An 18,503-nucleotide genomic window follows, 5' to 3' on the forward strand; every position below is an offset into this window, starting at 1 on the left:
CAGACGCCGCAGCCTCTGCGAAGCGCGCGCACACCCTGCGAAGCCCGCTGAACACCCGGGCCCGCGGCGCGGCCCCGGCCGGCCGCCCGCGCCGCGCCGGCCGGCCGCGCACGCGGCCCAGGCAGCCGGCCTCGCAGACACCCGACCCGCCTCGCAGAGAACCGGCGCGCTTCGCAGAGAACTGGCGCGCCGCGCAGCGAACTGACCCGCCTCACAGACGCCGCAGCCCCTGCGAAGCGCGCGCACCCCCTGCGAGGACCCGCCGAATGCCCCCGTCGCCGCCCGCGCCGCGCCGCCCGGCCACCCGCCTACCCCGACCCGACCACCCCGCCGGCGCAGCCGCGCAGGCCGCACGACCACCCGGAAGCCCGGATACCCGGATACCCGGCCGCCCGCCCCGCAGACGCCCGACCCACCTCGCAGAGCACCCGACCGCCCGCCTCGCAGACGCCCGACCCGCCCCGCAGATGTCCGACACCCCACAGGGAAACCGACCCACCCTCGCAGCTGCTCCCCTGGCCCCGCCGGTCAGAGGACCTGCAGGTCCCGCGGCTGCCGGTTGAGCCGCTCGCAGCCGTCGGCCGTGACCACGACGATGTCCTCGATCCGGGCGCCCCACTCCCCCTCCAGGTACACCCCCGGCTCGACGCTGAACGCCATCCCGGGGCGCAGGGCGAGGTCGTTGCCGCCGACGATGTAGGGCTGCTCGTGGACGTCGAGGCCGATGCCGTGCCCGGTGCGGTGGATGAAGTGCTCCCCCAACCCTGCCTCGGTGAGCACGGTGCGCGCGGCGGCGTCCACCTGCTCGGCGGGCACCCCCGGGCCGACGGCGCGGACGGCCTGTTCCTGGGCGTCCTGGAGCGCCTCGTAGGCCTTGCGGACCTCCGGGTCGGGCTCGGCGCCGAGCACGTAGGTGCGGGTGCAGTCCGAGTAGTAGCCGCTGGGCAGGGGCCCGCCGATGTCGACGACGACCATGTCGCCGTGCTGCATGACCCGATCCGAGACGTCGTGGTGCGGGCTCGCCCCGTTCGGCCCGGACGCGACGATCACGAAGGCGGCGCCGGTGTGCCCCTCCTCGACGAGAGCGAGGGCGATGTCGGCACCCGCGGCGGCCTCCGTCCGCCCGACCCGCAGGAACTCGCCCATCCGTGCGTGGACCCGGTCGATTGCGGCCGCGGCGGCGCGCAGCTCGTCGATCTCGGCCGGGTCCTTGCGCATCCGGAGCTCCCGCAGGACCGGCCCGGCGAGCACCTGCGCGACGTCGGGGAAGGCGTCGCGTAGCCCGAACACGTGCACCGCCGGCATCGAGTCGGCCACCGCGATCCGCCGCGGGCCGCCGGCGAGGTCGCTGACCAGCAGGTACGGGTCCTCGCCGTCGTTCCAGGTGACGGTCTCCACGCCGAGGTCGGCCAGCCCCAGGCCGACCAGGCCGGGGGCTTCCAGCTTCGGCACGACGATCGCGGGCGGCGCCCGGTGTCCCGCAGCGGGGACCAGCAGACAGGTGAGCCGCTCGTGGGTCTCTCCAGTGGCACCCACGAGGTAGCGCAGGTCCGTCCCGGGGGTGATGGCGAGCAGGTCGACGCCGTGCTCCGCGGCGATCTCGCCCGCGCGGCGCAGGCGTTCGCCGAAGGGCTGGGCGCGGTCGGGGGAGGCGGTCATGTGGTGAGGGTATTCGGCCCGCCCGCGCGCCCGCCTGGCACGCTGTCCGCTGTGAGCACCGGCCGCCCGTTGATGCTGCTCGACGCCGCCAGCATGTACTTCCGCGCCTACTACGGCGTACCCGAATCGATCACCGCACCGGACGGCACGCCCGTCAATGCGGTGCGCGGGTTCTGCGACATGGTGTCGCGCCTGCTCACCGAACGCCGCCCCGCCCGGCTCGTCGCGTGCCTGGACCTGGACTGGCGTCCGGCGTTCCGCGTCGAGGCGCTGCCGTCGTACAAGGCGCACCGGGTCGCGGGCAACGAGACGGGCACCGCACCCGTCGGGGTGCCGGAGGAGGTGCCGGACACGCTCGCACCGCAGGTGCCGATCCTGCTCGACGTGCTGGCCGCCGCGGGCCTGGCGACCGCGGGTGCGGACGGCCACGAGGCCGACGACGTCATCGGCACGCTCGCCGCGAGCGAGAAGGCCGACCCTGTGCTGGTGGTCAGCGGCGACCGCGATCTCATGCAGTGCGTCCGCGACGAACCTACCCCCGTCAAGCTCGTCTACGTCGGCCGCGGCCTGGCCAAGGCCGAGACGCTCGGGCCGGTGGAGGTCGCCGCGAAGTACCGCCTCCCGCCCGAGCGGGCCGGTGCGGCGTACGCGGAGATGGCGATGCTGCGCGGCGACCCCTCGGACGGCCTGCCGGGGGTCGCCGGGATCGGGGAGAAGACCGCGGCCACGCTGGTGGGCCGGTTCGCGTCCTGGGCGGAGCTGCGCTCCGCGGTCACCGACCCGGCCGACAAGCGGCTCAGCCCCCCGGTGCGGTCGAAGCTCGCCGCCGCGGCGGGCTACCTCGCCGTCGTCGAGCCCGTCGTGCGGGTGGCGCTGGACGCTCCGGTGCGGATGGGGCGCCCGGACGTCGTGCCCGCGCTGCCCGCGGACCCGGACGCCCTGGACGCGCTCGCGCAGCGGTGGGGTCTCGCCGGGTCCGTGGACAGGCTGCGCGCCGCGCTGGCCCTCGCCGGCTCCCCCTGACCCGCGAGTTCCGCATCTGGCCGGCTCCCCCTGACCCGCGAGTTCCGCATCTCGCCGGGCCGAGTTGTGCGTTTCCTCAGGGCCCGGGCCGACGAATCCCGCAACACGGCCTGGCCGACCACGCAACTCGCGCGCCGGTGGCCCCTGAACCGGCCGAGTGTGCGCCGAGTCCGGCCACAACCGGCCTGAGCGCATTCTCGGCGCCCGCCGGGCGCGAAACCGGGTCAGGCCGCGACCGGGTCGTCGAGGGCCGCCCGGCCCGACGGTGTCAGGCGGGCCGGCGCGATTCCGGGACCGGGCCTCGCGACCAGACCGGCCGCGACGAGCCGCAACCCGACGAACTGGTCGCTGCATCCGACGCCGTCGACGACGAGGTGCACCGACGCCGCGCCGGAGACCTGGCAGCGTCCGGCGCGGATCGCGCGGAGCACGGCCCGCTCGCGGTAGGTCAGTGCGGTGGCGATGGTGGTCGTGCTCATGGCGGGCTCCCTTCCGTCCGTGTCTTGCCTGTTCGGACGGGTTCACGAGCCGGAAGTCGTCGGTGTTCACCGCCGTTACCCGAAAGTTACTCAGAAGTACGTGCCGCACCACGGGAGCACGTCGCCGCCGAGGAGGCGGTCCGCGCGGGCGAGGGCATCCGCGTCGTGCACGCGCCACCATCCCGCCGCGGCGAGTGCGGACGGCGCGGTGTCACCGAGGTAGGCCATGGCGAGCGCGGCGACGTCGCACGCGAGCTCCGGCGCCGCGTCGACGCGCCGGGCCGGACCGTCGCCGAGCACGTACACGCCGGAGTTCGCAGGGAAGAGCCCATCGTGCACCGCGAGCCGGACCGGCTCCCCCGCGCACGGCAGGGCGGCCAGCGCCGCCGGGACGTCCAGGATCCGCAGCCACGTCTCGTCGCCCGCCGAGGTCACCATGCAGTCCCGGCGATCGGTGAGCATCAGCTCCAGCGGCTCGTCCAGCGGCCGCAGGTGCGCCTCCACCGCCCCGGTGAGATCGACGTCGAGCAGGAAGCGCCACAGCGCTGCGGTGGCCTGCACATCCGCGGCGTGCAGGTCCGAGACGGCGAGCGGGCGACGCTCGAAGTCCTCCCGCGGATCGGCGAGGGTCGCGACCGCGTAGCCGTCGTCCCCGTCGGGACCGGTGTGCACGGCGGCCAGCAGCACCTCGGCACCGGCGACGTCGCCCGCCAGCATCGTGGACCACCACCCGTCCGGCCGGGTCATCCCGCCCGGACGGAACAGCGCGATGCGCTCGTGCACGGCGGGGAGCACGTCCAGCACGTCCGCGCGGGCCACCATCCGCACGTCGCCGCCACGCGGGGCGCAGTCCCGCCACCCGGCACCGGAGCGGCGCACCCGCACGCCGCGGCCGCGGGTGGCGACCCCGTAGCCGAAGCGCCCGTAGATGCGCGACTGGCTGGCCCGCAGGGCGGCGACCACCTCGCCGCGCTCCGCAGCATCCCGCAGCTGGTGATGCACCATCGCCGTGAGCAGTCCGCGGCGGGTGCGGTCCGCCCGCACCCCGACGCGGGTGACGGCGGCCATCGGCAGGTCCGCTCCACCGGGGACGGCGAGCCTCGACCCGAACGCCGTCGCGGTCGCGACGAGCTGCGCGGGATCGCGGTCGTCACGCACGCCGAGGGCCCGCCCGGGGGTGTAGAGCGCCGCGGCGTGCGGCCACGAGGCGTCCGTGGCCGGGCCGAAGAGGATCGTGGCGGCGAAGAGGTCGTAGGCGGCGCGCAGCTCGTCCGGTTCGAGGACCTCGACCGTGATCATGCACTGATCCTGCCGGTCATGCGGCGCCCACGGCGACCACCCCGCGCCGGATCGCCGTCACCGCCTGCGCGGCGGCCCGCCCGACGGGGCTGCCGCGCCCGGCGACGCCCGCGATCTGGTCGAGCAGGTCCAGCACCTGGCGGCACCAGCGCACGAAGTCGCCCGCCGAGAGCTCCACACCGTTCTGCTCCGCCGCGATGAGCACCGCCGACAGCGGTTCGCCGCGCGCCCAGCGGTGCACGGGCCACGCGAACCCGAGATCGGGCTCGCGGGTGCGGTCCACCCGGTGGCGGCGCTCGTCGGCCTCCAGCCCGGCCCACAGCCGCACCGTGGCCGCGAGCGCCTCGGACACCGTCCCCTGCGGCACCCGCGGCACGGGCCCGTTGTCGCGGCGCGACTCGTACACCAGCGCCGAGACCACCGCGGCCAGCTCCGCGGGCTCGAGGCCGTCCCACACGCCGTGGCGCAGGCACTCGGCGGCGAGCAGGTCCGACTCGCCCCAGAGCCGGGCGAGCCGCTCCCCGTGCGGGGTGACGACCTGCTCCTCGCCGTCGCCCGCGAGGTAGCCGCGCTCGGCGAGCAGGTCGCGGATCCGGTCGAAGGCGCGCGCGAGCGAGTGGGTCGTGGCCCGCACCTTCTCGCGCAGCTGCTCGGTCTCGCGCTCCAGGCGGTTGTACCGCTCGGCCCAGCGGGCATGGGCCTCGCGGTCCGTGCAGCCGTGGCAGGGGTGCGCGCGCAGGGCGCGGCGCAGCGTCGCGAGCTCCGGGTCGTCGCCCGCCGCACCGCGGCTGCGCCGCCGCGGCGCCTCCGGCGCGAGGATCCCGGTGTTGCGCAGGCTCGACGCGAGGTCGCGCCGGGTGCGGGGCGAACGGTGGTCGACGCGCTTGGGCAGGCGCATCCGGCCCAGCGGCTCGACGGGGGTGGGGAAGTCCGCTGCGGACAGCCGCCCGGCCCAGCGGTCCTCGGAGAGCACCAGGGGCCGCGGGTCGCCGTCGGCGGCCACCCCGGGGTCGAGCACGACGGCGAGTCCCGACCTCCGCCCGGACGGCACCGCGATGACGTCGCCCGGCTTGAGCGCCCGCAGCGAGTCCGCGGCCTCCTCACGGCGCGCAGCGTTGCCCTGGCGGCTCAGGGCCTTCTCCCGCTCGGAGACGCGGCGGCGCAGGGAGGCGTACTCGGCGAAGTCGCCGAGGTGGCACTCCATCGAGCGGCGGTAGCCGGCGAGGGTCTCGGCGCTGCGCTCGATGCGGCGCGCGAGCCCGACCACCGAGCGGTCCGCCTGGAACTGCCCGAACGACTGCTCGAGGAGCTCGCGCGCCGCGGCGGGCCCGAGCCGCTGGACCAGGTTGACGGCCATGTTGTAGCCGGGCCGAAACGAGCTGGTGAGCGGGTAGGTGCGGGTGGACGCGAGCCCCGCCACCTGCGCGGGGACCACCCCCGGCTGCCAGACGACGACGGCGTGGCCCTCGACGTCGATGCCGCGCCGGCCCGCCCGGCCGGTGAGCTGCGTGTACTCCCCCGGCGTCAGCTCGGCGTGGGACTCGCCATTGTACTTGACCAGCCGCTCCAGGACGACCGTGCGGGCGGGCATGTTGATGCCCAGCGCGAGGGTCTCCGTGGCGAACACCGCGCGCACCAGACCGCGGACGAACAGGTCCTCGACGGTCTCCTTGAACGCGGGCAGCATGCCGGCGTGGTGGGCGGCGATGCCGCGCTCCAGCGCGTCGCGCCATTCCCAGTAGCCGAGGACCGCGAGGTCACCCTGGGGCAGGTCCGCGGTGCGCCGGTCCACGATGCGGCGGATCTCCGCCGCCTGTTCCTCGGTGGTGAGCCGCAGACCTGCCCGCACGCACTGGCCGACCGCGGCGTCGCAACCGGCGCGGCTGAACACGAACGTGATCGCGGGCAGCAGCCCGTCGCGCTCCAGGCGGTCGATCACGGTGACCCGCGACGGCGGGCGGAACCGGTTCGTGGGCGGACGCCCCCGGCCGCGTCCGCGGTCCCAGCCCGCGGTCTGGCGCTCCACGTCCGAGGTGTGGCGGACGAGATCGGGGTCGACGCGCAGCTCGCCGTCCTTCTCGGCGAAGAGGTTCAGCAACCGGTTGCCGACCATCATGTGCTGCCACAGCGGTACCGGACGGTGCTCGTCCACGACGACGGTCGTGTCGCCGCGCACGGCCACGAGCCAGTCCCCGAACTCCTCGGCGTTGCTCACCGTCGCCGACAGGCTCACCAACCGGACGTGCTCGGGCAGCTGGAGGATGACCTCCTCCCACACCGCACCGCGGAAGCGGTCCGCGAGGTAGTGCACCTCGTCCATCACGACGTAGCCGAGGTGCTCCAGGCGGCTCGGTGCCCCCCGGGATCCCACCGTCCCGTCCGCGTAGATCATGTTGCGGAGCACCTCGGTGGTCATCACGACGATCTGGGCGTCACCGTTGACGCTGGTGTCGCCCGTGAGCAGCCCGACGGCGTCCGCGCCGTGGCGGGCCACCAGGTCGTGGAACTTCTGGTTCGACAGCGCCTTGATCGGGGTCGTGTAGAAGCACCGCCGGCCCGTGGCGAGGGCGAGGTGCACCGCGAACTCCCCCACCACCGTCTTCCCGGCGCCCGTCGGGGCGCACACCAGCACCCCGTGCCCGTCCTCCAGGGCGGCGCAGGCGGTGCGCTGGAACTCGTCGAGATCGAACGGGAACCCGGCGGCGAACTCGGTGAGCTGCGGACGGGCGGCGCGGCCGCGGGCGGAGACGTAGGCCTCGGCGGGCGGCACGGGGGTACTGCTGGCCACGCCGCCAGGCTACGTCGCGTCCTCCGCGCGGCGCGCCGCAGTGCCGGTGCCGTCGGCCGTGGCGTCCTCGAACGTGGGCAGTTCGGACGGGCTGGTGTCGATCGCGCTCGGGCTGGTGTCGATCGGCGAGGGCGCGTCGGGGTCCCACGAGTCGATCCCGGACTCGGCGCGGCGGCGGGCCTTGCGCTTGTCGTTGAACCGCGCGATCTGGATCGCGATCTCGAACAACAGCGTGAGCGCCAGCGCGAGCGCGATCATCGAGTACGGGTCCTGGCCCGGTGTCGCGATCGCGGCGAACACGAACAACCCGAAGATCAGCCCGCGGCGGGCCTTGCGCAGCTTGTCGTAGCTCACGACGCCCGCGAGGTTGAGCATCACGACGAGCAGCGGCAGCTCGAAGCTCACACCGAAGATCAGCAGCAGCGTGAGGATGAAACCGAAGTACTCACGCCCACCCAGCGCGGTGGCCTGCACCCCGGCGCTGACCGTCAGCAGGAACGCCAGGGCCTGGGTGACGATGAAGTACGCGAGCACGGCACCGGAGACGAACAGCACCGCGGCGATCGGCACGAACGTCATCGCGTAGCGGCGTTCCTTGGCGTAGAGGCCGGGGGTGATGAACGCCCACAGCTGCTGCAGCCACACGGGGCACGCCAGCACGACGCCGACCGTCGTCGCGACGGTGAGGCGCAGGTTGAACTGGTCGAACGGCGCGGTGCTGAACAGCACGCAGGAGCCGTCCGCGGTGACGGAGGCGCGCGACTCGGGGGGCAACGCGCAGTAGGGGCCCTTGAGGATGTCGCCCAGCGACGGGAACCCGAACAGCGGGACGCCGAACCAGATGAACCCGAACACCGTGGTGACCGCGATCGCGATCAGGCAGACCGTCAGTCGGTTGCGGAGCTCGTAGAGGTGCTCGATGAGCGTCATCGTCCCGTCGGGGTTCTTCGCCCGACGGGTCCGGGGCAGCCGGAGGCGGACCACCTCCGTGCGTCAGGAGGACTGCTCGGGTCGAGCGGTGCTCGCCGGCGGCGGCTGGGTGGTGTCGGCCTGGCCGGGCGGCAGCGCCTGCGGGGGCGCCGGAGGCTCCTGCGCGGTCGGGGGGGTGGTCGAGGCGGACGCGCTCTTGTCCTCGTCCTTCATGCCCTTCATCTCGCCCTTGAACACCCGGGCCGACTGGCCGATCGAGCGGGCCATCTCGGGCAGCCGCTTGGCCCCGAAGAGCAGGATGAGGACCCCGATGATGACGACGAGTTCCCAGCCAGTAGGGATCATTTCGGGGCCTTCCGTCGGGTTGATTCGGGTCCGAGTCTACGCACCGGACGTGTCGCGCCGCCGCCGCACACCCACCCGCAGCGGCGCCAGACCGCGCTGCAGGCCCGCCCGGAAGACCTCCAGCGCCACGGCGAACCGGTGCCACGGCACCCGGACGACGACCACCAGCGTTCCCAGAAGGGCGAGCCCCGCCACCACCAGACCACTCACCGTCAGCAGCACGCTCTCCATCAGCTCCCGTCCCCTCGGTCAGGTTCCGTCAGTCCGGTTGCGTCCCGGCCAGCGCCGCCGCCGCCCGCTCGGTCACCGCGGCCGCCAGCGCGGCGGGCTCCAGCACCGTCGCGCCGCCGCCGAGGCCCAGCACGAGGCGCACCAGCCAGGCAGGGTCGGCGAAGCGCAGCAGCACCCGGACCCGCCCGTCACCCTGCTCCACGACCTCGTCCACGGGGTAGTACTCGGCCACCCAGCGCGCCTCGCGCTCCAGGAGCAGGACGGCGCTGCGGTGCTCGGGCGCTGGCCGGAACAACCCCGCGGAGACGTCGGTGGGTTCCGCGTCGGGCGGGGGTGCGGCGGGCTCGTCCAGCACCTCCACGTCGTCCACCCGGTCCAGCCGGAACAGCCGCACGGCCTCGGCGCTGCGGCACCACGCCTCCAGGTAGCCGCGGCCCTCGACGAGCAGCAGGCGCATCGGGTCCACGACACGGCGGCTGACGACGTCGCGACCCGCGGTGTAGTAGACGATCCGCAGCGCGCGGCCGGCGTCCAGGGCCTGCCGGACGGTGCCGGTGGTGGCCTCCTCCTGGCGGGTGAGCGCGACGGCCATGTGGTCGGCGAGGTCGTGGCCAGCGTCGCCGACGGCGCGCTCGATCTTCGCGGTGGCGCGACGGACGGCGTCGGTGTCGACCATGCCGGGGACGGAGCCGAGCGTGCGCAGCGCGACGAGCAGCGCCGAGGCCTCCGCGGTGGTGAGCCGCAGGGGCCGGCGCATCCCGGCGTCCTCGGTGACGGTGACCGTGTCGCCCGAGAAGGACAGGTCGACCAGGTCGCCCGGGCCGTAGCCGGGCAGGCCGCACATCCACAGCAGCTCCAGGTCCCGGCGCAGCTGACGCTCGGTGGTGCCGAAGTCCGCGGCCGCCTCGGACAGCGCGATGCCCGGCCGGGCGAGCAAGTACGGCACCAGCGAGAGCAGCCGGGGCAGGCGCTCCGTCATGCCGCCGGCGCTCACGTCCCCGCCCCCACCGTCGAGAACGACGTTGTGCTGATCATCCGGGCCTCTCGGCATGCGCAACGTCGTTGTCGACGGCGGCCCGGTGCGCCGCGGCCACGCCCGCCCAGTTGCGACGCACCGCCTCGGCCAGCTCGGCCGGGTGCAGGACGGCGACGTCCGGACCGTGGCCGGCGAGCCAGCGCGCCACGGTCTCGATCTGGCGCAGGTCCATCTCCAGCTCGTCCCCGGCGCGGCCGCCGTGCTCGCGGGGCCCGACGACGCGGCCGATGCGGCGCAGGCCCAGCGCCCGCCCCGCGGCCACCCACACCCGCACCTTGTCGACCACGGGCGGGGGCTCGAAGCCGCGCCGGACATGCTCGAGCAGGTCCACCCCCTCCGGCACCGCGACCGCACCCGCCGGCCCGATCGCCTTCACGGGCTCGCTGATCCGGGAGAGCCGGAAGCAGCGGACGGCGCCGCGGTCGCGGTCATGACCCACGAGGTACCAGCGGCCCCGCCACGACACCACGCCCCAGGGCTCGACGGTGCGCCGCTGGGGTTCGCCGGGTTCGCCGCCGCGGCGATGCCCGAACGTCACCGCGCGGCCGGTCTGCACGGCGGCGAGCAGCGGCGCGAACGCCGGATCGACGGCCCGCACCCGCGGCTGCACGCGCGCCCCGGCGTCCTCGTCGACCTCCACCCCGGCCGCGCGCAGCTTCACGAGCGCCCCGCGCGCCGCCCCGGCCAGCTGCGGCGACTCCCACAGCCGCGCCGCCAGCGCCACCGCCGCGGCCTCGTCCGGTTCGAGGTCGACGTCGCCCAGCTCGTAGTCCTGCCGCGCGATCCGGTAGCCGTCCGCGGTGTCGAAGGTCGACGTCCGCCCCGTCTCCAGCGGCACCCCCAGCTCCCGTAGCTCGCTCTTGTCACGCTCGAACATGCGGAAGAACGCGTCGTCCGTGGCGGCGTCCGCGTACCCCGGGACGATCGCGCGGATCCGGTCGGCGGTGAGGAACTGCCGGGTGGAGAGCAGGCAGAGCACCAGGTTGACCAGACGCTCTGCCCGTGCGGACGACACGCCCGGCATCGTACGACCGGGCCCGCCGAGTCCGTGGCGAACCGCGCGAACGGGTGTCTCAGATCGCGACGCCCGACGGTCTTGACGGCACGGCCGCGGACGCACAGGGTTCGGGCGCGAGCGCGGTGAGGTGTGTTCGGTAAGGCATGTCTGGCACGTCACGGCGCAGAACGGGCGAGCGGGTACGAGGCGGAGGCGAAGGCTCATGTCCCATCCGGTGGGGACCGAGAAGTACAACCCCTGGACGGTGGTGAACGTCGTGTTCACCCACCTGGCGGAGCACGGCCTGCATCCGGTGCTCGGCGCCACGGGCGACCCGTCCGTTCCCGCGGCGGCGCTGCTGCGGGCGTTGGGGATCGAGCCGGGCCAGGACAGCGACGGTCCGGCGGCCACCCTGGCGCGCGACGAGCTGGCCCGGCTGCGGTCGATCCACGAGGCGGGCGGCGAGGGGTAGCCGGCCCCGGGGCGGCCGCTACAGCGAGGCGATCAGCCGGTCCACCCGCTCGTCCACGGACCGGAACGGGTCCTTGCACAGCACGGTGCGCTGCGCCTGGTCGTTGAGCTTCAGGTGCACCCAGTCCACCGTGAAGTCGCGCCCGGCGGCCTGGGCCGCGGCGATGAAGTCCCCGCGCAGCTTCGCCCGGGTGCTCTGCGGTGGCGTGTCCTTGGCCGCCTCGATCTCGCCGTCGTCGGTGACCCGATCGACCATGCCCTTGCGCTGGAGCAGGTCGAACAGGCCCCGCCCGCGCCGGACGTCGTGGTAGGCGAGGTCGAGCTGGGCGATCCGGGAGCTCGCGAGGTCCAGGTCGTGGCGCACCCGGTAGCGCTCGATGAGCCGGTGCTTGATCGCCCAGTCGATCTCGCGGTCGATGAGCGTGAGGTCCTGCCGCTCGACGGCGTCGAGGGTGCGGCCCCACAGCTGCACCACGCGGTTGAGGATCGGGTCCTCCACGCCCCGGTGGGCCACGTGTTCGAGCGCGCGGGCGTGGTACTCGCGCTGGATGTCCAGGGCGCTGGCCTCGCGGCCGCCCGCGAGGCGCACGGTGCGTCGCCCGGTGAGGTCGTGGCTGATCTCGCGGATGGCCCGGATCGGGTTGTCCAGGGTGAAGTCCCGGAACTGGACACCCGCCTCGATCATCTCCAGCACGAGCGTGGCCGAGCCCACCTTGAGCAGGGTGGTGACCTCGGACATGTTCGAGTCCCCGACGATGACGTGCAGGCGGCGGTAGCGCTCGGCGTCCGCGTGCGGCTCGTCGCGCGTGTTGATGATCGGGCGCGACCGGGTGGTGGCCGATGACACGCCCTCCCAGATGTGCTCGGCCCGCTGCGACAGGCAGAACACCGCCCCGCGCGGGGTCTGCAGGACCTTCCCGGCCCCGCAGATGAGCTGGCGGGTGACGAGGAACGGCAGCAGGACGTCCGCGATCCGGGAGAACTCACCGGCCCGGGCGACCAGGTAGTTCTCGTGGCAGCCGTAGGAGTTGCCCGCGGAGTCGGTGTTGTTCTTGAACAGGTAGATGTCGCCGCCGATGCCCTCGTCGACCAGCCGACGTTCGGCGTCGACCAGCAGGTCCTCGAGGATCCGCTCCCCCGCCTTGTCGTGGGCCACGAGCTGGGCCAACGAGTCACACTCCGCCGTCGCGTACTCGGGGTGGGAGCCCACGTCCAGGTAGAGCCGGGCGCCGTTGCGCAGGAAGACGTTCGAGGACCGGCCCCACGAGACCACCCGGCGGAAGAGGTAGCGCGCCACCTCGTCCGGGGACAGCCGCCGCTGCCCGTGGAAGGTGCACGTGACGCCGAACTCGGTCTCGACGCCGTAGATCCGCCGCTGCATCCTCCCAGCGTATGCGGAGAGAGCCCGATCCCGACACGTCCGGACGATCGGCGGGTCCGGCGGAGGAGTGGTGTCGGACCCGGTGCCCGCGGCCGGGAGCGGCGTCCGCACCGTAGGGTCGCATCCGTGATCTCCTGGCTGCGGCAGACCGTGGAACCGGTCAACGAGACCGATCGCGCCATCACCCGGGCGATCTCCCGACGGTCGCACAGCCCCCTCAACGACGGGATGAAGACGCTCTCGCGCCTCGCGAACCACAGCCTGCTCTGGCTCGCGATCGGTGCCGGGTTCGCGACGCGCCGCGGCGCGAGCCGCAAAGCCGCGCTGCGTGGCGTGGCGGCCATCGCGGGGGCGAGTTTCACCTCGAACGTGCTGCTGAAGCCGCTCCTGCCCCGCCGCCGCCCGGCCGCTTCCGAGCTGCCGGCCTACCAGACGCTGCCGAACCCGCCCACGTCGTCGTCGTTCCCCTCCGGGCACGCCGCCTCGGCGGCGGCGTTCGCGGCGGCGGTCGCGCTGGAGAGCCCGCGCCTGGGAGCGGCGGTCGCGCCGGTCGCGGCCGCGGTGGCGTACTCGCGCGTCCACGTGGGCGTGCACTGGGCCTCGGACGTCGTCGCGGGCGTGGCCGTCGGGGCCGGGATCGCGGCGGCCACGAGGCGCTGGTGGCCGGTGCGCCGCACCGACGAGGCGATGGCCCGGCCCGTCGACACCGTGCCGGTCCTGCCCCGCGGCGAGGGCCTGGTCCTGGTGTCCAACCAGCGGTCGGGCGACCCCCTCTACGATCCGGCCGAGGACCTCGCCGCCGCCCTGCCCGCCGCAGTGGTGCTGCGTGCCCGGTCCGGGGCGGACCTCCACGCCCAGATCGACGCCGCCGTCCATGCCAGCGACGGCACCGTGCACGCCCTCGGCGTCGCAGGTGGGGACGGCACGGTGGCCGCCGGGGCGGAGGTGGCGAACCGCTACGGGCTCCCGCTCGTGATCGTCCCGACGGGCACGCTCAACCACTTCGCCCGCGACGTCGGCGTCTACGACCTGCAGGAGGCGGTGGACGCCACCGAGGCCGGCGAGGCCGTGGCCGTCGACCTGGGGCTCGTCGACGTCCATCCGGGGCACGGCGGCGACCCCCAGACCGACACCGTCGTCCGCCGCCGCTGCTTCCTCAACACGGCGAGCCTCGGCTCGTACCCGGACCTGGTCCGGCTGCGCGAACGCTGGCAGTCCCGGATCGGCAAGTGGCCTGCGTTCGTCGCGGCCCTCGTCGTGACGCTGCGCGACGCCGAGCCCGTCGACATCAAGGTCGACGGTCGCTGGCACAAGGTGTGGCTGTTCTTCGTCGGCAACGGCCCGTACCACCCCCGGGGGATGGTGCCGGCCTGGCGGCCGACGCTCGATTCCGGCCTGCTCGACGTGCGCTGGCTGCGGGCGGACCTGCGCTTCTCCCGGCTGCGCGCGATCGGGGCGCTCGCGCTGGGCGCGCTGGGCAGCACGCGCGTGTACCGGCAGATGGAGGTCGCCGAGCTGGACGTCGAGCTCGCGACACCCGGCATGCTCGCCACGGACGGCGAGGTCGTGGAGAGCGCGGGGCGGTTCACCTTCCGGGTCGCGGACCGGCGGATCCCGGTCTACCGCCGCGACGAGCGGCGCTGGACGGGGCGGGATCGGCCGTTCGTGGGGTGACCGTCGAGAACGACACTAGGATGATCAACGAGGCTTGTCGATCAGCACAACGTCGTTCTCGACGGTAGAACGGGGGGCATGCGCGTGAGCGGGATGGACCACGTCGTTCTCGTCACCCCCGATCCGGAGCGGCTCATCGCCTGGTACGTCGACGTGCTCGGGCTGGGCACCGAACGCCTCGAACCGTGGCGGCGCGGGGAGGTGCCGTTCGCCTCCCTGCGGGTGGACGGCACGACGATCGTCGACGTCCAGCGCGGGGAGCGCACCGGCACGAACGTCGACCACCTGGCGTTCGTCGTGGACGCCTCCGTGGCCGACCTCGCCGCACTGGCCGACACCCACGGCGTGCCCGGCCCGAAGAGCCTGTTCGGCGCCCGCGGCCAGGGGCAGGGCATCTACCTGCGCGACCCGGACGGCACCGGCGTGGAGCTGCGCACCTACCGCTCCTGATCCGCCAGGGCATCGGCGAGGCGCCCCAGCAGCGCGCCCTGCCCGCCGGACAGGACGTGCCCGGCGGCCAGCGGGATCCAGAAGCACGTGAACCGGGTCGGCGGGGCGTGGCCGTCATGGCGTTCCCAGGACGTCCACCGCTGCGGTACCGGGCCGTCGACGGCCAGGTGGAAGACGTGGCGGCGGTGCCGCTCTGGCCGCATCGGCGCCGCGTCGTAGATCGTCACCCCGAGCGGTCGCACGACCCGCAGGCCCACGAGCCCCGTCTCTTCGCCGGCCTCGCGCAGCGCGGCGACCACCGGGGCCTCACCCGGGCGGACCGTTCCGGCCGGGACCTGCAGCCCGGTCTCCTCGTAGGGCAGGTCGGCATGGCGGAACACGAGGAGCCGGTCGTCGCGCACGACGTAGCAGACGACCTTCTCGACGAGCGCACGCGGCAGCATCCGACCAGCATTCCGATCAGCATCCGGCGAGCTCGCCGCGCACCTGCATCAGGGCGAACCCGAGCAGGTTGTACCCGTGCCACCGGCTCGGGACGGCGGCGTCCGGGTCGTCCGCCGCGAGCCCGATCCCCCACACCGCGTCGTCGGGGCTCGCCTCCACGAGGACGTGACCGCCGGTGCCGACGAGGTAGCCGCGCAGCGCCGCGTCCGCGGCGAACTTGGCACGGTTGCCGTCCACCACGATGTCGAAGCGGTGCACCACCCATCTCGGGCCGTCGAACCCGGCGACCGTGCGGCCCGCCGCCTTCGCCGCCGCAGGGTCCGGATCGGCGAGGACCATCGCCCCGGCCCGCTCGTCACCGAAGAGCAGCGCCTTGCGCCACATCATGTAGTGCTCCGCGGTCGGGAACCCGACGCCGTCCACCGTGAACGGGGCCGGCCACCACTGGCTCAGGCACCCGGGCCCCGGCCGGTCACCCGGCTGCGGGTCGGGGCGCCAGAAGTGCAGCAGCGGCGGCAGGCGGCCGGCCTCCTCGGCCGCGGCGAGCTCGTCCGGTGTCACGCCCCGCTGCCGTACGGACGGGTGAGCACCTCCAGGTTGTGCCCCTCCGGGGAGTCGAAGTAGAGCCCCCGACCGCCGTCGTCGGTGTTGTGGCCCGGCCGCCGGTGCCCCGGGTCCGCCCAGGTCTCGACGCCGCGCTCGCGCAGCCGCCCGGCCACGGCGTCGAACTCCTCCTCGGAGATGAGGAACGCGTAGTGCTGGGCGACGACCTCCTCGGTCTCCATGTAGTCCAGGCTCACCCCGTTGGCCGTCGTGACGACGGCGAACGGGCCGAACGGCTGCGGCTGCGGAAGGCCGAGCACGTCGGCGAGGAACCGCGCCCCGGCCTGCTTGTCGCGGGTGGCGACGATCGTGTGGTTCAGCTCGACGCTCATGGCACCACCCTGCAACCTCGACCGGGGTGCAGGTCAAGCGGCGGCGCGGTGCCCGGGCGGCTTCGCAGGGCACGCGAACGCCTCGCAGGGGCCGCAGCCCCTGCGAACCGTGCCGGGGGTCTGCGAGGACGGGGCCATCGCACGCCCCGCCTCGCGCCGCCCGGCTACCCCCTCAGGCCTCGGGTGTGTCCCCGCCCGCCGGGGCCTCCCCGTCCGCGCCCCGGTTCTCGGCGGGCAGCAGCGAGCGCAGCGCCGTGGCGCTGATGCGGCGGAACGCCCGACGCGGCCGCGACCGTTCCAGCACCGCCACCTCCAACGCCGCGACGCCGAGAGTGCGCGCCGCCGCCGCGCCACCGTTGGCCGTGGAGGTGCCCGACGCCGGCGTGCCGCCACCGGTCTCCAGGCCCTTCACCGCGATGGAGACGGCCGCGCCGAGCTCCAGGCCCGCCTCGAACGTCTCGCGCAGCTTGGCGCTGATCGGCTCGGTGGTGCCGCCCATCACCACGAAGCTCGGCTCGTCGCTGATGGAGCCGTCGTAGGTGATGCGGAACAGCTGGTCCGCACCCGCCGCCGTGCCGACCTCGGCGACGCACAGCTCCACCTCGTAGGGCTTCTGCTGCTCGATGAACGACGTGCCGAGCACCTGCGCGTAGGCGTTGGCGAGCATCCGGCCGGTGACGTCGCGGCGGTCGTAGGAGTACCCGCGGACGTCCGCCATGCGGATCCCCGCGGTGCGCAGCTGCTCGAACTCGTTGTAGCGCCCGACCGCGGCGAACCCGATCCGGTCGTAGATCTCCGAGACCTTGCGCAGCGACGCCGAGCGGTTCTCCGCGACGAACAGCACGCCGCCGTCGTAGGTGAGCACCACCACGCTGCGGCCGCGGGCGATGCCCTTGCGGGCGAGCTCCGAGCGGTCGCGCAGCAGCTGGTCGACCGAGGAGTAGAACGGCATGGTCACGGCGCGGACTCCAGTGTCATCACGATCTCAACGTGGGAGGAGCGGGTCATCGGGAGCCGCTCAGCCACCGGGCTTCTCGGCGCGCGCGGCGACGATCTCGGCGACGACGGCGCCGATCTCCTCGTCCGTGTGGCGCACCGCGCCCTCGGCACCGGTGATGCTGACGACCACCGGGAACAGCTTGCGCACGACGTCCGGGCCGCCGGTGGCGGTGTCGTCGTCCGCGGCGTCGTAGAGCGCCTCGAGGGCCGTCCGGATCGTCGTGGGCAGGTCGGCCATCGGGTCGTAGCGCTTCTTGAGCGCCGCCTTCGCGAACAGCGATCCGGAGCCGATGGCCTGGTATCCCCGCTGCTCGTCGGCCCGGCTGCCGGTGATGTCGTAGCTCACGATGCGCCCGGCGTCGGCGGGATCGGCCGCGTCGACGTCGTAGCCGGCGAACAGCGGCACCGCCGTGAGGCCCTGCATGGCCGCACCCAGGTTGCCGCGCACCATGCCGGAGAGCTTGTTCGCCTTCCCGTCCAGCGACAGCGGCACGCCCTCGATCTTCTCGTAGTGCTCCAGGTCGACGGCGAACAGCCGCACCAGCTCCACCCCGATCCCCGCGACCCCGGCGATGCCCACGGCCGAGTACGAGTCCGTGACGAAGACCTTCTCGATGTCGCGCTGGGCGATGAGGTTGCCCTGGGTGGCCCGGCGGTCGCCGGCGATCACCACGCCCTCGGCGAACGTCATCGCGACGATGGTGGTGCCGTGCACGACGTCGGCAGGCGAGTGCCCGGACGTGGGGTGGCCGAGCACGCCGGGCGCCATGCCCTCCGGCAAGCGCACGGGCAGCAGATGGGGAGCGTGGGCGGCGACGAAGTCGGTGAACGACGAGGGGCCCGGCGCGAGGTACGCGCCCAGGCCGCTCGGCGGCGGGACCGGCGAGTGGTCCATGGTCGGGTGGATGCCTCTTCTCGGGGTCTCGTGGCGGAGCGGGGTCCTGCGGGATCGTGCGGTCCGATCGGGTGACCGGATCATGCCGGACGCGCGCCCGGGGGTGGCCATCGCGACACGGCTTGCGACACGGCTACGGAGCGGGAGCCGCGGCCGGCCGGCCGCGGCTCCCGTGTGCGCGAGAGGTTACTCGCCGCCCTTTTGCACGTAGGCGCGGACGAAGTCCTCGGCGTTCTCCTCCAGGACGTCGTCGATCTCGTCGAGGATCGTGTCGACGTCCTCGCCGAGCTTCTCCCGGCGTTCCTGGCCGGCCGCCGCGGCGTCCGCGGCGTCGTCTTCGTCCCCGCCGCCACCGCCCTGGCGCTTGGTCTGCTCCTGCGACATGGGTGTGCCTCCTCGTCCGCGAGCTGCAGCTGAACACTACCCAGCCGGACCGACAAATGCCCGTGATCGAGGCCCCGCACACC

The 18,503-nt window shown here is 74.1% G+C and carries 20 protein-coding genes; 4 read left to right on the forward strand and 16 right to left on the reverse strand.

Going from position 1 to position 18,503, the window contains the following annotated elements:
* Positions 1 to 528 precede the first annotated feature (528 nt).
* Positions 529 to 1,659, reverse strand: coding sequence for a M24 family metallopeptidase (locus AB7J25_RS19895; RefSeq protein WP_428511083.1), 1,131 nt, complete (start codon positions 1,657 to 1,659; stop codon positions 529 to 531).
* Between the two features lie 72 nt (positions 1,660 to 1,731).
* On the opposite strand from AB7J25_RS19895, the gene AB7J25_RS19900 reads away from it, so the two are divergent.
* A complete protein-coding gene (locus tag AB7J25_RS19900) occupies positions 1,732 to 2,682 on the forward strand; it encodes a 5'-3' exonuclease (RefSeq protein WP_428511114.1) in 951 nt (316 codons plus the stop codon).
* A 224-nt stretch (positions 2,683 to 2,906) separates the two neighbouring features.
* Here AB7J25_RS19900 and AB7J25_RS19905 read toward each other — a convergent pair whose 3' ends face one another.
* The 8 genes from AB7J25_RS19905 to AB7J25_RS19940 all read right to left on the reverse strand — a co-directional run bounded on the left by AB7J25_RS19905 (position 2,907) and on the right by AB7J25_RS19940 (position 10,805).
* Positions 2,907 to 3,161 carry a hypothetical protein gene (locus AB7J25_RS19905; RefSeq protein ID WP_428511084.1) on the reverse strand — a complete coding sequence of 85 codons (255 nt, stop codon included), beginning with the start codon at positions 3,159 to 3,161 and terminating at the stop codon, positions 2,907 to 2,909.
* 90 nt (positions 3,162 to 3,251) lie between these two features.
* The gene (locus AB7J25_RS19910) at positions 3,252 to 4,460 is read right to left on the reverse strand and encodes a GNAT family N-acetyltransferase (protein WP_428511085.1); all 1,209 of its coding nucleotides are present in this window, start codon (positions 4,458 to 4,460) and stop codon (positions 3,252 to 3,254) included.
* Between the two features lie 16 nt (positions 4,461 to 4,476).
* Complete coding sequence (locus AB7J25_RS19915) at positions 4,477 to 7,248, reverse strand: DEAD/DEAH box helicase (protein WP_428511086.1); 2,772 nt, start codon at positions 7,246 to 7,248, stop codon at positions 4,477 to 4,479.
* Between the two features lie 9 nt (positions 7,249 to 7,257).
* Complete coding sequence (gene tatC, locus AB7J25_RS19920) at positions 7,258 to 8,178, reverse strand: twin-arginine translocase subunit TatC (protein ID WP_428511087.1); 921 nt, start codon at positions 8,176 to 8,178, stop codon at positions 7,258 to 7,260.
* Positions 8,179 to 8,241: 63 nt separating this feature from the next.
* Positions 8,242 to 8,523 (reverse strand): Sec-independent protein translocase subunit TatA, encoded by a 282-nt coding sequence (gene tatA / locus AB7J25_RS19925; RefSeq protein ID WP_428511088.1) that lies wholly within the window; start codon positions 8,521 to 8,523, stop codon positions 8,242 to 8,244.
* Between the two features lie 36 nt (positions 8,524 to 8,559).
* The gene (locus AB7J25_RS19930) at positions 8,560 to 8,754 is read right to left on the reverse strand and encodes a hypothetical protein (RefSeq protein ID WP_428511089.1); all 195 of its coding nucleotides are present in this window, start codon (positions 8,752 to 8,754) and stop codon (positions 8,560 to 8,562) included.
* A 28-nt stretch (positions 8,755 to 8,782) separates the two neighbouring features.
* On the reverse strand, positions 8,783 to 9,733 hold the full coding sequence (locus AB7J25_RS19935) for a helix-turn-helix transcriptional regulator (protein ID WP_428511090.1): 951 nt from the start codon (positions 9,731 to 9,733) through the stop codon (positions 8,783 to 8,785).
* Positions 9,734 to 9,785: 52 nt separating this feature from the next.
* Positions 9,786 to 10,805, reverse strand: a complete 1,020-nt coding sequence (locus AB7J25_RS19940; protein ID WP_428511091.1) for a helix-turn-helix transcriptional regulator — start codon at positions 10,803 to 10,805, stop codon at positions 9,786 to 9,788.
* 205 nt (positions 10,806 to 11,010) lie between these two features.
* Between AB7J25_RS19940 and AB7J25_RS19945 the strand changes: the two genes are divergently transcribed.
* Positions 11,011 to 11,259 (forward strand): hypothetical protein, encoded by a 249-nt coding sequence (locus tag AB7J25_RS19945; RefSeq protein WP_428511092.1) that lies wholly within the window; start codon positions 11,011 to 11,013, stop codon positions 11,257 to 11,259.
* Positions 11,260 to 11,277: 18 nt separating this feature from the next.
* On the opposite strand, the gene pafA is transcribed toward AB7J25_RS19945, so the two are convergent.
* On the reverse strand, positions 11,278 to 12,639 hold the full coding sequence (pafA, locus tag AB7J25_RS19950) for a Pup--protein ligase (RefSeq protein WP_428511093.1): 1,362 nt from the start codon (positions 12,637 to 12,639) through the stop codon (positions 11,278 to 11,280).
* Positions 12,640 to 12,765: 126 nt separating this feature from the next.
* Between pafA and AB7J25_RS19955 the strand changes: the two genes are divergently transcribed.
* Both AB7J25_RS19955 and AB7J25_RS19960 read left to right on the forward strand, forming a co-directional pair.
* A complete protein-coding gene (locus AB7J25_RS19955) occupies positions 12,766 to 14,313 on the forward strand; it encodes a phosphatase PAP2 family protein (protein ID WP_428511094.1) in 1,548 nt (515 codons plus the stop codon).
* Between the two features lie 78 nt (positions 14,314 to 14,391).
* Positions 14,392 to 14,763, forward strand: coding sequence for a VOC family protein (locus AB7J25_RS19960; RefSeq protein ID WP_428511095.1), 372 nt, complete (start codon positions 14,392 to 14,394; stop codon positions 14,761 to 14,763).
* Here AB7J25_RS19960 and AB7J25_RS19965 read toward each other — a convergent pair.
* The 6 genes from AB7J25_RS19965 to AB7J25_RS19990 all read right to left on the reverse strand — a co-directional run bounded on the left by AB7J25_RS19965 (position 14,751) and on the right by AB7J25_RS19990 (position 18,420).
* On the reverse strand, positions 14,751 to 15,206 hold the full coding sequence (locus AB7J25_RS19965) for an NUDIX hydrolase (protein WP_428511096.1): 456 nt from the start codon (positions 15,204 to 15,206) through the stop codon (positions 14,751 to 14,753). The two genes, AB7J25_RS19960 and AB7J25_RS19965, sit on opposite strands and share 13 nt — an antisense overlap.
* 16 nt (positions 15,207 to 15,222) lie before the next feature.
* Positions 15,223 to 15,768, reverse strand: a complete 546-nt coding sequence (locus tag AB7J25_RS19970; RefSeq protein ID WP_428511097.1) for an NADAR family protein — start codon at positions 15,766 to 15,768, stop codon at positions 15,223 to 15,225.
* A complete protein-coding gene (locus AB7J25_RS19975; RefSeq protein WP_428511098.1) occupies positions 15,765 to 16,142 on the reverse strand; it encodes a VOC family protein in 378 nt (125 codons plus the stop codon). Before AB7J25_RS19975 ends, AB7J25_RS19970 begins: the two co-directional genes overlap by 4 nt.
* Before the next feature lie 172 nt (positions 16,143 to 16,314).
* Positions 16,315 to 17,100 carry a proteasome subunit alpha gene (gene prcA / locus AB7J25_RS19980; RefSeq protein ID WP_428511099.1) on the reverse strand — a complete coding sequence of 262 codons (786 nt, stop codon included), beginning with the start codon at positions 17,098 to 17,100 and terminating at the stop codon, positions 16,315 to 16,317.
* 60 nt (positions 17,101 to 17,160) lie between these two features.
* On the reverse strand, positions 17,161 to 18,036 hold the full coding sequence (gene prcB, locus AB7J25_RS19985; protein ID WP_428511100.1) for a proteasome subunit beta: 876 nt from the start codon (positions 18,034 to 18,036) through the stop codon (positions 17,161 to 17,163).
* 186 nt (positions 18,037 to 18,222) lie between these two features.
* Positions 18,223 to 18,420, reverse strand: a complete 198-nt coding sequence (locus AB7J25_RS19990) for a ubiquitin-like protein Pup (RefSeq protein WP_428511101.1) — start codon at positions 18,418 to 18,420, stop codon at positions 18,223 to 18,225.
* Positions 18,421 to 18,503: the final 83 nt, after the last annotated feature.

The organism is Pseudonocardia sp. (assembly GCF_050246655.1).
In the GTDB taxonomy this organism is placed as follows: domain Bacteria; phylum Actinomycetota; class Actinomycetes; order Mycobacteriales; family Pseudonocardiaceae; genus Pseudonocardia.

What these genes read in the sequence shown, in the direction of transcription:
- AB7J25_RS19910 (WP_428511085.1), bottom strand. Translation starts at nt 4,460, where the DNA reads ATGATCACGGTCGAGGTCCTCGAACCGGACGAGCTGCGCGCCGCCTAC.
- AB7J25_RS19905 (WP_428511084.1), bottom strand. Translation starts at nt 3,161, where the DNA reads ATGAGCACGACCACCATCGCCACCGCACTGACCTACCGCGAGCGGGCC.
- AB7J25_RS19945 (WP_428511092.1), top strand. Translation starts at nt 11,011, where the DNA reads ATGTCCCATCCGGTGGGGACCGAGAAGTACAACCCCTGGACGGTGGTG.
- pafA (WP_428511093.1), bottom strand. Translation starts at nt 12,639, where the DNA reads ATGCAGCGGCGGATCTACGGCGTCGAGACCGAGTTCGGCGTCACGTGC.
- AB7J25_RS19900 (WP_428511114.1), top strand. Translation starts at nt 1,732, where the DNA reads ATGCTGCTCGACGCCGCCAGCATGTACTTCCGCGCCTACTACGGCGTA.
- AB7J25_RS19965 (WP_428511096.1), bottom strand. Translation starts at nt 15,206, where the DNA reads ATGCTGCCGCGTGCGCTCGTCGAGAAGGTCGTCTGCTACGTCGTGCGC.
- AB7J25_RS19935 (WP_428511090.1), bottom strand. Translation starts at nt 9,733, where the DNA reads ATGACGGAGCGCCTGCCCCGGCTGCTCTCGCTGGTGCCGTACTTGCTC.
- tatC (WP_428511087.1), bottom strand. Translation starts at nt 8,178, where the DNA reads ATGACGCTCATCGAGCACCTCTACGAGCTCCGCAACCGACTGACGGTC.
- AB7J25_RS19990 (WP_428511101.1), bottom strand. Translation starts at nt 18,420, where the DNA reads ATGTCGCAGGAGCAGACCAAGCGCCAGGGCGGTGGCGGCGGGGACGAA.
- tatA (WP_428511088.1), bottom strand. Translation starts at nt 8,523, where the DNA reads ATGATCCCTACTGGCTGGGAACTCGTCGTCATCATCGGGGTCCTCATC.
- AB7J25_RS19975 (WP_428511098.1), bottom strand. Translation starts at nt 16,142, where the DNA reads ATGAGCGTCGAGCTGAACCACACGATCGTCGCCACCCGCGACAAGCAG.
- AB7J25_RS19895 (WP_428511083.1), bottom strand. Translation starts at nt 1,659, where the DNA reads ATGACCGCCTCCCCCGACCGCGCCCAGCCCTTCGGCGAACGCCTGCGC.
- prcB (WP_428511100.1), bottom strand. Translation starts at nt 18,036, where the DNA reads ATGGACCACTCGCCGGTCCCGCCGCCGAGCGGCCTGGGCGCGTACCTC.
- AB7J25_RS19930 (WP_428511089.1), bottom strand. Translation starts at nt 8,754, where the DNA reads ATGGAGAGCGTGCTGCTGACGGTGAGTGGTCTGGTGGTGGCGGGGCTC.
- AB7J25_RS19960 (WP_428511095.1), top strand. Translation starts at nt 14,392, where the DNA reads ATGCGCGTGAGCGGGATGGACCACGTCGTTCTCGTCACCCCCGATCCG.